Genomic DNA, 14,342 nt, shown 5'->3' on the forward strand with positions numbered 1-14,342 from the left:
ATACAAACAGACTGACGTCTTCATGCTTTACTGCTCGTTTTGCAAACGCTATAAGCTGAGCATCAACTGGTATTAACGTTCAGTTTTTTCCTGCTGAGCAGACGTCGCAAAATCCACAGAAGTAACGTTACCCGTGGTATTTATATGATCGATGTTTTGTAGATGATGACGATTGGTCTCAATATTGTTTGAGACATTGATTTGACCGGATGACTGCGCTGGCACTTTACCAGTAGGATCGACCATTAGCTCATGCGCACCATCGAACTTGGTGATGTCTGCCAAATTAAAACCTGCAGGCGCTGCATATAAGCGTGCTTTTTTGCGTAGCTTGTCAGCAGGTGCCCAGTTCATCGCACCTAAGCTTAGCTCATAAATCAAACCGATAATCAGAATAGTAATGAACGTACCAGCAGCGGCAAAGCCAAGCCAGCCCGCCTCTCGTACCGACACAGCATAAGCGTAGAGATACAGTGCCTCTAGATCAAAAATCACAAAGAAAATTGCAACCAAATAAAATTTGGCAGACAAACGAATACGGGCGTTGCCAGATCCGACAACACCCGCTTCAAATACTTCTTCCTTTTGTGAGCCTTGAGAGCGGCCGCCAAGTAAGCGCGGTACAACCAGCATAAAGACAACTAGCCCAATGGCGGCTAAGATAAAAGCAATGGCTGACCAATTAAAAGCAGACATGATAATACGTGCTCCTCACCCAATCGAGTGTTAGACACAGCGCAAGCACTGACCCATTTAGACCGTGTTGCGACAGGTATAACGCAGACGAAAACACAAAGTAACTGTATTTAAGCAACTGTCACTGTGTTTAAGTAACTGTCATTGAGTCACATGTTAGGTATTTTGCTAGTAACAACCAATTATCAAGCTTATTGACGACGATGTTAGACATGACCAACTGCAGAGACTCCGGTATGCGCACGGATAAAGGCTGGTCGCCCAACGCATCTTCTAACAACGTAAGATCAACGTATTAAATCAATATCATATCTGACTGCTTACTTAATTGATTTAATAGCTCATTACACGTGGTCAATAATGACGTGACAACTGGCATAAATTATTTACGTACTATACGCATTTCAGTGCCTAAAAGCTAGTTTTTAACTGTATTGAACGGTCACTTTCTGTGTAAAAAAAATGTGTTTTTTCTACTATCAGTTATGATATATACGTTGACTTATATTAACTCCAAATCCATGTTTTTGGCTACAAACAAACACTGCCATGCTATTTAGCAAAAATCAAGTATCCAAATACCCCTTTTTCATCACCCAAGTCCTCCCCAAAAGTGAACATTTTTGCTTTATAATAACCCACCAGATTTTTATGATATTCCATCATCAAACCTTAACTTCTATTATTCTTATAATAAAGATTATTAAAATATCGCAACGATACGAGTTTTGATGATGCGCACTGCGTTTATTTATCTTTGTCATATCGGCGCCACCCTCTTTTTTCTTGCTTTTGTCTTACAGGTCACGTTATGAGTCAACTCAATCCCAAACAATCCGAGGCCATGCTCTACGTATCTGGTCCATTACTGGTACTTGCAGGTGCTGGCTCCGGCAAGACCTCTGTGATCACGCGTAAGATTGCTTACCTAATCCAAGAGTGTGACATGCCAGCTGAGCGTATCACCGCCGTGACCTTTACCAATAAAGCCGCTCGTGAGATGAAAGCGCGAGTTAGCAAACTGCTACCAAGCGAAAAAACGCGCGGTCTGACTGTGTCGACGTTTCACCAATTTGGTTTACAGTTTTTGCGCTATGAGCTGATTCATACGCCGCTAAAAGGCAACTTCTCCATCATGGACAGCGATGACAGTAAACGCTTACTGATGGAGCTGATGATGCGTGACAACTTAAGTGGCGCAGAAAGTCGCGAACTGGTTGGTAAAGCGATAAAAATGATTTCCGACTGGAAAAATGATTTGGTTGAGCCTGACAAGGCGATGGAAACCTTAGACGATCCAGAAGACATGATTTTTGCGACGCTCTATGCGCTTTATGAACGTAATTTGCGAGCCTATAATGCGGTTGATTTTGATGATCTGATTGTCTTGCCAACCAAGATATTACGTGAGAACAGAGAACTACGTGACAAATGGCAAAACCGCATTCGTTACCTGCTCGTTGATGAATATCAAGATACCAACACCGCTCAATACGAGATGATCAAACACTTGGTGGGTCCACAAGGTCGTTTTACTGTGGTGGGTGACGATGACCAATCTATCTATGCGTGGCGCGGTGCAAAACCTGAAAACATGGGACTGCTAAAAGAAGATTTTCCAAAACTAAAAATCGTCATGCTTGAGCAAAATTACCGCTCAACCACGCGTATTTTGACTTCTGCCAATGCTGTTATTACCAATAACGAGCATTTATTCGAGAAAAAATTGTGGTCAGATAAAGGTCAAGGCGAAAAAATCCGCATCATCAATTGCCGTAATGACGATGATGAATCCGAGCGCGTAGCCAAAGAAATTGTCACGCATAAGCTGCGTTTTGGTAACGAATGGGAACAGTATGCCGTACTGTACCGCAGTAACTTTCAGGCGCGTATGCTGGAAGCTCAATTGCGCCAGCTGCAAGTGCCTTACAAGTTATCAGGCGGTCAATCATTCTTTGCACGTAGTGAAATCAAAGATATCATGGGCTATCTGCGCCTGATTTTGAACCCCGAAGATGACAGCGCGTTTTTACGTATTATCAATACGCCTAAGCGTGGTATGGGACCTGCCACACTAGAAAAACTCGGCTTGTTTGCGCAAGAGCACAGCATATCACTACTAGCCTCTTGTACCCATGCTGGCCTTTCTCACGTATTACCCTCAAAGGCTTATGGTACGATAAAAGAGTTTGGTGAGTTCATCGAGCACTATACGCGCGAGCTGGATCAACACCCAGACCCTGTGCCAATTGTACGCCAGATGATTGATGAGACTGGCTATATTGATTTTGTCCGTAGCGATGCCAAAACACCGCAACAAGAAAAAAATCGCATCGACAATATCGATATGCTCTACACCAGTATTCAGTCGTTGATTAATCGCGCTGAAGAAGACGAAGACCGAACGATTGATACCATCATTCGCAAACTGGTTTTGCTTGATATGCTTGAGCAGCAGCAAGAAGAAGAGAATACCAATAAAGTTAACTTAATGACGCTGCACGCCGCAAAAGGTTTGGAGTTTGATTTTGTTTACATCATGGGTTTAGAAGAAGAAATGCTACCGCACCGCAACTCTATCATGAGTGAGACGGTCGAAGAAGAACGTCGTCTGATGTACGTGGGCATTACCCGTGCGCGCCGTGAATTAACATTGACGCTCGCGACCCAGCGCCGTGCTGGTGGTCAGATGCGTGTCACCTCAGAATCAAGATTTTTGGATGAGCTGCCCGAGGATCATATTGATTGGCCTGCCAAAGCGAAAAAGAAAAAAGCGACCAAAGATCCCGAAGCCGTTGCTGATGAGTATTTGGCCAATATTCGAGCGTTACTGGGTAAACGTTAAACCTAATCAGGACACTTAATTATCTAAGTAACACGCTTTCAAAAGCATGCCTTAGATTGCGCAAAAAATGATTGTTATTGTTAATTATATACTGTAAAACTTTGGAAGACTTATGCCTACCCCGACGCCTAATCAGGAACGAACCAATATGCTGTCAGGAGATTATAATTCAGCCGAATATAGTGCTGAATATAAGCTTTTGTACCTGCAGGGTCTGGTTGCTGATAAAGCATACGAGGCAATTACTGAGTTTTTGGAAAAGCAATCCGAATATGAGATTGCCAACCTACTAGAGTCCTTCCCAACTCAAAACCGTCTGCTGATTTGGGCGCAGGTGCCAGAACACATCAAAGGTGAGGTACTTGCCGAGCTAGATGTCGATACACGCCAGCCATTGATGGAGAACATTTCTTCTCAAGAAATCTCCCTATTTACCCAAGATCTTGATGCTCAGGACATTTCCGAGATTTTGGATACCGTCACTGATAGCGTCCGTACCTCAGTCATGGCAACGCTAGACGAAGAAACTCGAGTTCAAGTCAATAAGCTCGATACTTATGCTGACTGGGAAGTTGGTAGCTATATGGATCCTGATATCATCCAAATAAGAGATGATATCTATCTTGCAGATGTGCAAGAGTGGCTACGAAAAAACGATGATCTGCTCGATGATGAGAGCCAAGAGTTGCTAGTCGTCGATCAAAGCCAGCAATTACTCGGTCTACTGAGTTTGGTAGATTTAATTAAGCACAAACAAAACACTTTGGTTTCGGAGCTGATTGATACTGCCATCACAATTAATGATCGCTTGGATATTCAAGATGCCGCTGCGATTTTTCGTTCAGAAGATATTCGCTTCGCTCCCGTAATCAATAGCCATGGCGAACTGGTTGGTCAACTAAATGGTGAAGACATCATGGGCATCATCCAAGATGACGTCGATAGCACCATGAAAAACCTAGCTGGTGTTAGCCAAGATGAAGAGCTGTTTGCCCCTATCTTGACCAGCGCAAAGAGTCGTAGTGTTTGGCTAGGTATCAACTTATGTACTGCCCTACTAGCGGCAGCAGTGATTGGACAGTTCGAGGAGGTATTGGCACAAGTTGTGGCATTAGCGATACTGATGCCAGTTGTCGCCAGTATGGGCGGTATTGCTGGCTCACAAACGCTGACAGTGGTGATACGCGGTATGGCGATGGGTCAAATCGGTGGTTCTAACCGTGTTTGGCTCTTGAATAAAGAGCTGTGGGTAGGTGCGATAAACGGTATTGTCTGGGCGGTGATTATGGCGTTTATTGCTCAGTTGTGGTTTCATGATGTTAAAATTAGTGCTGTTATTGGTTTTGCCATTGCAATTAATATGACAGCCGCAAACGTATCAGGCATCAGTATACCGCTGATGCTAAAACGAATGAATATCGACCCTGCTTTATCTGCCTCGGTTATCCTAACGACCGTCACGGATATCGTCGGCTTTATGTCCTTTTTAGGGTTGGCCAGTGTGCTGATACTATAGGGCGTGTTGAATATTCAAATGTGGTGCTGGCAGTGACTATTTTTTAGACAATATGCAGTGAAATTTTTGATGCCTAGTCATTCTAGGTTAAACAATTTCGCCATGTATTGGCAAAAAAGAGTACTGCCCTGAAAGGCTGATGCTAAAATCACCACAAACGTCGTTACAAGCCTAGTTAAGGTCTCGACATTATTGTCGGCTTGCGCCTAGTTTGGTGCAATTTTAGCGATCAGCAGCCCTAATATTTGAATGTTCAACACGCCCTAATTAAATTGCTGAATAATCAATGACCCAGTCAAAATATCAAAACATAGAGTTACTATTTATATAAAATTTTGAATAAGATCTATTTAAAACCCTAGTTTAAAATCGTAATTTAAAAACCATCAAATCGTTAAGTGAGTGTGTTATGCAAGCTGTACAAGTTAAAGTGGTAAACCCTAAAATTACTGAAGATAAAGCATTTTCTCTACCGACTCGTGCCACTGATGGTAGTGCAGGAATCGACTTACGTGCTTGCATCGATGAACCATTAACGATTAAAGCAGGTGAAACCCATTTAATCGGTACAGGTCTTGCCGTTTATATTCAAGATCCTAACTATGCAGGGATGATTCTACCGCGCTCAGGACTTGGCCATAAACATGGTATCGTCTTAGGTAACTTAGTTGGGCTAATTGATGCCGACTATCAAGGCGAGCTGATGGTTAGTATTTGGAACCGTAGTGGAGATGATTTTGTTCTCAACCCAGCTGAACGTATGGCACAGTATATCGTGGTACCCGTTGCTCGTCCTGAGTTTGAAGTGGTTGCAGAATTCAGTGATGAGAGCGTACGTGGTGCAGGTGGATTTGGACATTCAGGTCGTCAGTAGTCATTGTTTTGACGGTCAATCCTACTGACCATTTTTTAGATAATATTTAAAGTTTTTTTATCTAGAAAACCTTGCGCTATTCATTTTTACTCATTAAACATCTATCACGGTTATAAGGAGAGTAAGCAATGCCACCTTTTGCGGCGCAGCAATCCTTATTCCGTGCTTATGATATTCGTGGTGCTAACCAGTATTTCACTAGCAGTTTTATACAAGCGTTAGGCCGTGTTTTTGCTGCTCTCTATAATGCGCAAGACAGTCGAACGACTCAAAAAATCAATAAGAATACCTCTGTTGAGACTAAGCAGAATATTGTCGTTATTGGCTATGATATGCGCATTGGGAGTGAGGCAATTGCATGTACGCTCTCTACTGTACTAACTCATCACGGTTTACGCGTAATCCAGTTAGGTCTGGTTACCACGCCGATGATGGCATTTTGGGCAATGCAATATCAAGGACATGGCATAGTCGTAACAGCAAGCCACTCTGCTAAAGGTATACTAGGTATCAAATGGTTGGTGAATAACAAATCTCCTAGTAGCTCCGAGATACAGGCACTTTATCATCAGCTAACCATCAACCATGGTCAGCACGATTACCCAGATAGCCAAGCTAAAAATACTCTCTTGTATTCAGGAAGTACTGAAAACACTGAGAATAACCACGATTCAGAACTACTAAGTAACTTGCTTGAGCAACTACCTACTCATCAAGTAGCAAACGTTTATATCGATGCTATTGAGCAGGTATTTGATCAATTACTCCAGCACAATCACTCAGCAACTGAAGCCCATCAGAAAAATACTCATAAGCTTGATTTAGTCATAGTCATTGACTGTATGCATGGCGCAACTGGGAGCATTGCTCAACGCTTGTTTGAGCGTTTTTGCCAACAGGTCATTTTTCTTAATGATACACTAGATGGCAACTTCCCTCTTGGTAATCCAGATCCTACCGAACCAAACCGCTTAAACGAATTACAACGAGCCGTTGTTTTTCACGCAGCAGATATAGGCTTAGCGTTTGATGGCGATGGCGATCGGTTGATGATCGTTGATGACAATGGCAAGATAGTTGCGCCCGATCATTTGCTCTATTTATTGGCACGTATTGCTATTACTGAACACCCTGACTCTCTTAGCGACCCTTTATTCACATCTGAGGTTCTTTTCGATATTAAGTGCGCCCATCATTTGCCCAGACTATTGGCCGAACTTGGCACTACGCCTGTGATTAGTAAAACTGGTAGCAGCTTTATGCGCCAACAGGTACAGCATCCTGACAATCAAATTGTCTTTGCTGGCGAACTATCAGGACATTTCATCTTTAATGATAGTCGTTTTATTCCCTATGATGATGCGATGTATGCTGCATTACGGTTGCTACATTGGCTTGACCAAACTCATGGTGATATTAATGATAAAAAATCACTATCAAGTATCATTCAAAGCTTGCCCACTATAGTCAGTACTGCTGATCATTATTTACCAATGCCGCAGGCTTCTACTGCCGACTGCTCACTCGTAGAACAACTGACGAGATTTTGTCATTATTTACAGCATCTAGTAGATATGCCTATTCTTGCTAGTTCTTCTTCGTCCAGTCAGCCCCTAAAAGACACTTGCCTGCCTGCCCCACCATGCAAGTCTTCACTATGTCCTTGTACTACTACCAAGTCGCAAACAGCATTAAAACAGACGCATGACTTATTACCTACGGGAACCAAACTGAGCTGTATCGATGGTGTTCGCTTGGATTTTGCGCATGGCTTTGGTGTACTGCGTCAATCAAATACCAGTAACAGCCTGACCGCACGCTTTGCAGGTGACAGCATAGATGATCTAAAAGATATTCAGGCGATATTTGCCGCTTTATGCCGACCATTTAACGCAGCTTTAGCAGAGCAGATTCTTGCTATTCCCGCGGAATAGCCATGTAACGTACATCACTGTCTCATTAGACATGGTATAAAAACAACCAATTTAAACCCGGCCCTTAGGAGTTTGTAATGACGCTTAATTTAGATGATGCCAAAAACACCGCTGAAGTATTGACCACTGCTCTGCCCTATATTCAGCGCTTTGTTGATAAACTCATCGTCGTAAAATATGGTGGCAACGCCATGACTGACCCTGATCTTGAAAGCTCATTTGCTCGCGATATTGTTCTGCTAAAAACCGTCGGTATGCACCCCGTAGTCGTACATGGTGGGGGCCCGCAAGTTGACAATCTTCTAAAAGAGCTCGGACGTCAATCAGATCGTATCGATGGCATGCGCGTTACTGACAAAAGCACCATGGATGTCGTCGAGATGGTCTTGGGCGGTAGTGTCAACAAATCCATTGTTAGCTTGATCAATAAGCATGGTGGTCGCGCGATCGGTCTGACCGGTAAAGATGCCAACTTGATTCAGGCAAAAAAACTTATGATGGAAAAAATTGGCACAGACGGTATTGCTGTACCAGTTGACTTAGGGTTCGTCGGTGATGTGGTAAGCGTCAATAAAGACGTAATTAACATGCTGATTGCCTCTGATTTTATACCTGTAATCGCTCCACTTGGTGTGGATGCTGAAGGCAATACCTATAATATCAATGCTGACCTGGTTGCGGGTAAAGTAGCAGAATTTTTACAAGCTGAAAAGCTGATGCTATTGACCAATATCAAAGGGGTATTGGGCCGTGACGGTGAAGTAGTCACTGGGCTCACGCCAAAGAAAGTCGATAGCTTAATCGAAGACGGTACTATCTCAGGCGGCATGATTCCCAAAATTCAATGTGCGCTTGATGCAGTACGTAGCGGCGTCAGAAGCGCGGTAATCGTTGATGGCCGCGTCCCACATGCGACCTTACTTGAGATTTTCACCAACGAAGGGGTTGGTACGCTCATTAGTCGTGAGATAGAATCCTCATTGAGCTAGAAAAATCTAGCAATATTAAATGTAGAAAAGCCCGAGTCAATACAAACGCTCGGGCTTTTTTGTGCATTTTTATACTTAAAAAATAAGACTAGCTTAATTTTTATGGATTAAACTTACGAAAAAATCTTATCAAACTCTGCTTCATCGAAGCCGCATAGTAATACTGCTTGATCTTTATCTGCCGACTGACCTTCTACGATTGGGCGTTTAATCATACTGGTGTTTTCTACAAGTAAATCTATCGCGGTATCTACACTTTCATCAGCTGCTCGCTTTTGACTATCGTCTAGCTTGCGCCATGTCGTACCGCGCTTATTGAGCACTTTGTCGATACCTAGCGCAGTTACCCAGCGCTGTACTGTTTCTTTATCGATACCTTGTTTTTTATAATCGTGAAAATCGTAGCTGACATTTAGTCCATCTAGCTTAGTGAACGCTTTTTTCATCGTACTACAAGATTTGATACCGTAAATAGTAATGGTCATGATGTCTCCTCATAAATGTTCATTAATTTATCTATTATACCTAAGGCTGACTGGATATAGAGAATGCATTACTTTTAATCGTCAAACCTAGTAAGCAACTGCATCATATCGTCGCAATTTTCGCTAAATTACGCTATGCTATGGCATTGTCAAATTCCACCTATTTTGAACAGTATTAAACAAATTCATATTAAATAAATCAGTATCAACCAATTTCGAGCCGACTATGAGCAACGCCGTGACAGCAGACCAAACAGAAAACAATTATTATAACCCACAAGCGATAGAAGCCGCGCAGCAGACCAAATGGGCAACTGACAAGCGCTTTGAAGTAAGCAATGAGCCAAGCGAAAAGCCAAGTCGTTACATGCTGTCGATGTTCCCTTACCCAAGTGGCAAGCTGCACATGGGGCACGTACGTAACTATACGATTTCTGATGTATTAAGCCGTTATTATCGTCTCAAAGGCTATGAGGTTATGCAGCCAATGGGCTGGGATGGTTTTGGCCTGCCAGCAGAAAATGCGGCAATTGCTAACCAAACGCCACCTGCTGCATGGACATTTGCCAATATTGACAGCATGCGTGCGCAGCTCAAATTGCTAGGTCTGTCTATTGACTGGTCACGTGAATTTGCCACTTGTAGCCCTGAGTATTATCAGTGGGAGCAGTGGTTATTTTTGCAATTGTACAAAAAAGGCTTAGTCTACAAAAAACTGTCGACGGTCAATTGGGATCCTGTTGATAACACTGTCTTAGCAAACGAACAGGTCATCGATGGCAAAGGCTGGCGTAGTGGTGCTGCGGTCGAAAAGCGCGACATCCCAATGTATTATTTCAACATCACCGATTATGCTGATGAGCTGTTGGATGATTTAGATCAGCTAGAAGGTCACTGGCCGTCTGAAGTATTGACCATGCAGCGCAACTGGATTGGTCGTAGTGCCGGTATGGAAGTCCACTTCCCTTATGAGCTGGCTGGTGAAGAAAACACCTTGGATGTATTCACCACGCGTCCTGATACTTTAATGGGTGTGACTTATGTTGCTGTAGCAGCAGAGCATCCACTTGCACAGTATGCCTCTGAAAAAGATGAAACAATCGCTCAATTCTGTACACTTTGCAAAAAAGGCTCAGTAGCTGAAGCTGATTTGGCCAAAGCCGAAAAAATCGGTATGGATACAGGCCTCACTGTAACGCATCCTTTAACTGGTGAAGAAGTGCCAGTTTGGGTTGCTAACTACGTACTGATGAGCTACGGCTCAGGCGCGGTCATGGCGGTACCTGCCCATGATGAGCGCGATTATGAGTTTGCCAATAAGTACAACCTACCGATCAAACAAGTCATCAACACGCCTGACGGCCATTTTGATGAACTAAAAGCAGAGGCGAAAGCAAACAATACGGAAGTCAATCTTGCCTATACTGAGCGCAATACCTTGGTTAACTCCGGTGAGTTTGATGGTCTAGACTTTGAGCAAGCGTTTGACGCAATGCTAGCAAAGCTTGAACCAAAAGAACTGGCTAAGAAAAAGATCCAGTATCGCTTACGTGATTGGGGTGTCTCTCGCCAGCGTTATTGGGGCTGCCCTATCCCAATGATTAACTGTGAGCACTGCGGCACGGTACCTGTTGAAGAGCAAGATTTGCCAGTTGTGTTGCCAACTGACGTCGTGCCTGACGGTCGTGGTAACCCACTTAAAAATCTACCAGAATTTGTCAATACTACTTGTCCTAAATGTGGCAACCCTGCTGAGCGCGAGACTGATACTTTTGACACTTTTGTAGAGTCAAGCTGGTACTACGCACGCTTTGCTAGCCCAAATGATACGCAAAACATGGTCAATAAGTCTGCTGCCAATAAATGGTTGCCTGTTGATCAATATGTTGGCGGTGTCGAGCATGCGGTAATGCATCTATTGTATGCACGCTTCTTCCATAAGCTGATGCGTGACGAAAACCTAGTCACAGGCGACGAGCCATTTGCCAATCTAATGACTCAAGGCATGGTACTCGCTGGTACGTTCTACCGCGTCAACTCGGATGGCAGTACGACCTACTACTTTGCAGAAGATATCGATATTGACTTCAACGAACGCGGTCAACCAATTAAGGCTATCTTAAAATCTGACGGTCAGCCAGTAACGATTGGCAAAATCGAAAAAATGTCTAAGTCAAAAAACAATGGCGTAGACCCACAGCTAACTATTGATAAATATGGTGCTGATACGGTTCGTCTATATACGCTATTTACTGCGCCCGCAGATCAAACGCTTGAATGGTCAGACGACGCACTAAAAGGCCCTTATAACTTTGTGAAAAAAGTATGGCGTATTGCAACCGACCATATGCAAGCGCTCACGGCCGCCAATATCAGTATTGATACGCTCAACAGTGCCACCTTGAACACAGACGGGTTGAGCAAAGAAGCCAAAAACTTACGTCGTAAAACGCACGAAACGATTGCTAAGATTGACAGTGATTTGGGTGACCGTCTGGCATTGAACACGCCAGTATCAAGCCTGATGGAATTGGCTAATGAGCTGACTGGCTTTAACGCTAGTAACGAGCAAGAACTGCACGTCAAACACGAAGCATTGACCAATCTGCTGATTATGCTGTCTGTATATGCACCGCATGTTGGTGAATATCTGCTTGAGCAGCTAGGTCTTGACACCTTAACCTTAGACTACCCAACCGTAGATGAAAGTGCACTGGTACAGGACATGATCACGATGGTGGTACAGGTCAATGGTAAAATGCGTGGCAAGATGGATGTGGCACCAAACAGCGATCCTGAGCAGCTAAAAGAGCAAGCTCGCACCATGGAAAGTGTAGCAAAATTCATCACGGGCGATATTAAAAAAGAAATCGTTGTTCCTAACAAACTGGTTAATATCGTGGTAGCAGGCTAGTCGCCTAGGCTTAGTACTCTAAGCCTTCTTATCATATGAGGATAGCGTTTATGTCATACAAGCATCGAGCTGAGCAGGCGCGATCAATATTAAGCGTACACAGCCTAACTAACAAAAAGTCCCTTGGCCAAAAGCTCGGAGCAGCCTTGCTTGCCACGCTGCCAATGTTCACCGTGGTAGGTGCAGCGGCGGCTCTTAGTGGCTGCGGATTTCAGCTGCGTGGCTACGACTCAGCGATGCTGCTTGATGTCGAAAAAACAGCCGTCATTCTCGAAGACAATCGCACCTCATTCCCGCTGAAATTACCATTAACGCAGCGCCTAAAGACGTTAGGTGTCGATGTTCTTGGTAATATGAGCTTGGAGGAAGTTGCTCGTAATAACCAGCAAACAGGAGCTGAGTCTATTGCCGCTATCGATATCAGCAATGTACGTTTTAAGCGTTACGAGTTGGTTGGGGTATTAACAGAAATTCGCTTGGTACTGTCAGCAGATGTCAGCTATCAAACGCTGGAAAATGGTAAGCCTGTGACACTAAGCAACCCTATTCAGGTTGAGCGAAGTTACCAGTACAACGAAGCATCTGTCAGTACTGACGATCTACAAGGCGATCAGACTCGCGATTGGCTCTATGATACTTTAGCACGCCGTATCACTGATCAATACGTGGCTATCTCACTTCCAAAAGTCGCACCTGCTGCCAAACAATCTGTGCAAATGAATAAAGGTGTAACACCAACTGTTGTCGTTGTACCACAACCGTAATAGTCAGTCATTCTCATTATCAAACGATACCATTTCTAGAAGTATGAATAGCGAAGTCAATAAGGGCATGTACTACTTTAAGTAGACTAAACAAGCTTGACACTGTTGATCATATTTTTGGAACTGGTATTACATGCTCATCAAACGGTGTAACACCACGCTATGCAAGATACCTTCATAAAAGCCTACCCAAAACTACTACAACCTTCCGTTGCAGTAGCGGGATTGTGGCTGGCGCATGGTGATGAGCCTTTACTCAGTCAATGGTTGATAGATGCGCTGCGTCCACACTGGCGCGCACAAAATTACGCAATCAAACGTATAGAGCTAGTTTCCGTCAAAAGCTGGCAAGAAGTACTGTCCGAACTTGGCAGTCAGTCTTTATTCGATGATGCCAGTGCCTTAATCGTGACGGGCAATCATAAACCTGACAAAGCGGTTATCGCTGAGTTGGAACGTTTTGCGGTCGAGGCACAAACTGGAACACACAGTCATAGTGTGTTGTGGCTCACGCCTAAGCAAGACAAGCGCAGCCAGAGCAGCAAATGGTTCGCTCCTTTTGCGCAATATGGCAATGTCATCGATTGCAATTTATACAATGAGCAGCAGCGCCAACAGCTACTACAAATCCAAGCTCAGAAGTTTGGTTTACGACTGTCTCAAGAAGCGTGGCAGCTTCTGATGTCACACACCGAGCATCACTTGTTAAGTGCTTATCAAACCCTATGGCGACTGTCCTATTTGTTTGCACCGCAGCTAGTTGCTAATAACACTACTAGTGAAGATAGTGCTAATAACAATAGCACCGAACAATCTAATAGCTTTTCACAGCCTGCGAATAATGTGGCATTGGATATTGCAGACCTACAATCAGCGTTGGTCAGCGACGCGCAGTTTAGTGTATTCGATTTGTCTGATGCGATGCTCGCGGGCAATAGTACGCAGGTTGCCAAAATCATGTTTCAGCTAAAGTCGACCGATGAGCCCACTACTTTAGTGCTCTGGGCTATTAGCAAAGACATGCGCCAGATCATACAGCTGATGGATGGACAAGATCCTCAGGTGCTTGGTATTTGGCGTAGTAAGCAGGGGCTGTACCAACAAGCCTGCCGTCGTCAAACACAATCCCAAACTGCTGAATGGCCAGCTCTACTCTATCGCTGCGACCAAGCTATCAAGGGCCTTGTTCGCCAGCATGCATGGGAGCTTCTACTACAAGCAGCGTTGGAATTAACAGGTAAGCGTTTATTTGCGATGCGCTAAGATTGACCCATTTATTACCATCTTCTATTTTTTTCTTAGTAACAAGTTATCCATATCTTCTC

At 43.9% G+C, this 14,342-nt stretch carries 10 protein-coding genes; 8 read left to right on the forward strand and 2 right to left on the reverse strand.

The annotated features are described in order from the left end of the window. Positions 1-72: 72 nt before the first annotated feature. Positions 73-696: an NADH-quinone oxidoreductase subunit A gene (gene ndhC, locus ACT3QN_RS02615; RefSeq protein WP_444523356.1), complete on the reverse strand. Its 624-nt coding sequence runs from the start codon at positions 694-696 to the stop codon at positions 73-75. A gap of 811 nt (positions 697-1,507) precedes the next feature. Between ndhC and ACT3QN_RS02620 the strand changes: the two genes are divergently transcribed. From ACT3QN_RS02620 to argB, 5 genes are all read left to right on the forward strand, one after another. Then, positions 1,508-3,541 (forward strand): UvrD-helicase domain-containing protein, encoded by a 2,034-nt coding sequence (locus ACT3QN_RS02620; RefSeq protein WP_444521628.1) that lies wholly within the window; start codon positions 1,508-1,510, stop codon positions 3,539-3,541. Between the two features lie 112 nt (positions 3,542-3,653). Then, entirely contained in the window at positions 3,654-5,057 is a 1,404-nt protein-coding gene (gene mgtE / locus ACT3QN_RS02625) for a magnesium transporter (protein WP_444521629.1), read from the forward strand. A gap of 409 nt (positions 5,058-5,466) precedes the next feature. Further along, positions 5,467-5,931, forward strand: coding sequence for a dUTP diphosphatase (gene dut / locus ACT3QN_RS02630; protein WP_444523357.1), 465 nt, complete (start codon positions 5,467-5,469; stop codon positions 5,929-5,931). Between the two features lie 128 nt (positions 5,932-6,059). Next, positions 6,060-7,865 carry a phosphomannomutase gene (locus ACT3QN_RS02635; protein WP_444523358.1) on the forward strand — a complete coding sequence of 602 codons (1,806 nt, stop codon included), beginning with the start codon at positions 6,060-6,062 and terminating at the stop codon, positions 7,863-7,865. A 77-nt stretch (positions 7,866-7,942) separates the two neighbouring features. Beyond that, complete coding sequence (gene argB, locus ACT3QN_RS02640) at positions 7,943-8,854, forward strand: acetylglutamate kinase (RefSeq protein WP_444523359.1); 912 nt, start codon at positions 7,943-7,945, stop codon at positions 8,852-8,854. 113 nt (positions 8,855-8,967) lie between these two features. Here the strand turns inward: argB and ACT3QN_RS02645 are convergent, their stop codons facing one another. Continuing rightward, positions 8,968-9,339, reverse strand: a complete 372-nt coding sequence (locus tag ACT3QN_RS02645) for an arsenate reductase (protein WP_444523360.1) — start codon at positions 9,337-9,339, stop codon at positions 8,968-8,970. A gap of 226 nt (positions 9,340-9,565) precedes the next feature. On the opposite strand from ACT3QN_RS02645, the gene leuS reads away from it, so the two are divergent. From leuS to holA, 3 genes are all read left to right on the forward strand, one after another. Further along, complete coding sequence (gene leuS, locus ACT3QN_RS02650) at positions 9,566-12,253, forward strand: leucine--tRNA ligase (protein ID WP_444523361.1); 2,688 nt, start codon at positions 9,566-9,568, stop codon at positions 12,251-12,253. Between the two features lie 50 nt (positions 12,254-12,303). After that, entirely contained in the window at positions 12,304-13,017 is a 714-nt protein-coding gene (locus ACT3QN_RS02655; RefSeq protein WP_444523362.1) for an LPS-assembly lipoprotein LptE, read from the forward strand. 162 nt (positions 13,018-13,179) lie between these two features. Further along, positions 13,180-14,280 (forward strand): DNA polymerase III subunit delta, encoded by a 1,101-nt coding sequence (gene holA, locus ACT3QN_RS02660; RefSeq protein WP_444528805.1) that lies wholly within the window; start codon positions 13,180-13,182, stop codon positions 14,278-14,280. Positions 14,281-14,342: the final 62 nt, after the last annotated feature.

The sequence above is a fragment of the Psychrobacter sp. AOP7-C1-14 genome (assembly GCF_052376135.1).
Taxonomy (GTDB): Bacteria; Pseudomonadota; Gammaproteobacteria; order Pseudomonadales; family Moraxellaceae; genus Psychrobacter.

Excerpts from the sequence above, each read along its gene's own strand:
- ndhC (WP_444523356.1), bottom strand. The coding sequence starts at position 696 with ATGTCTGCTTTTAATTGGTCAGCCATTGCTTTTATCTTAGCCGCCATT.
- ACT3QN_RS02620 (WP_444521628.1), top strand. The coding sequence starts at position 1,508 with ATGAGTCAACTCAATCCCAAACAATCCGAGGCCATGCTCTACGTATCT.
- mgtE (WP_444521629.1), top strand. The coding sequence starts at position 3,654 with ATGCCTACCCCGACGCCTAATCAGGAACGAACCAATATGCTGTCAGGA.
- dut (WP_444523357.1), top strand. The coding sequence starts at position 5,467 with ATGCAAGCTGTACAAGTTAAAGTGGTAAACCCTAAAATTACTGAAGAT.
- ACT3QN_RS02635 (WP_444523358.1), top strand. The coding sequence starts at position 6,060 with ATGCCACCTTTTGCGGCGCAGCAATCCTTATTCCGTGCTTATGATATT.
- argB (WP_444523359.1), top strand. The coding sequence starts at position 7,943 with ATGACGCTTAATTTAGATGATGCCAAAAACACCGCTGAAGTATTGACC.
- ACT3QN_RS02645 (WP_444523360.1), bottom strand. The coding sequence starts at position 9,339 with ATGACCATTACTATTTACGGTATCAAATCTTGTAGTACGATGAAAAAA.
- leuS (WP_444523361.1), top strand. The coding sequence starts at position 9,566 with ATGAGCAACGCCGTGACAGCAGACCAAACAGAAAACAATTATTATAAC.
- ACT3QN_RS02655 (WP_444523362.1), top strand. The coding sequence starts at position 12,304 with ATGTCATACAAGCATCGAGCTGAGCAGGCGCGATCAATATTAAGCGTA.
- holA (WP_444528805.1), top strand. The coding sequence starts at position 13,180 with ATGCAAGATACCTTCATAAAAGCCTACCCAAAACTACTACAACCTTCC.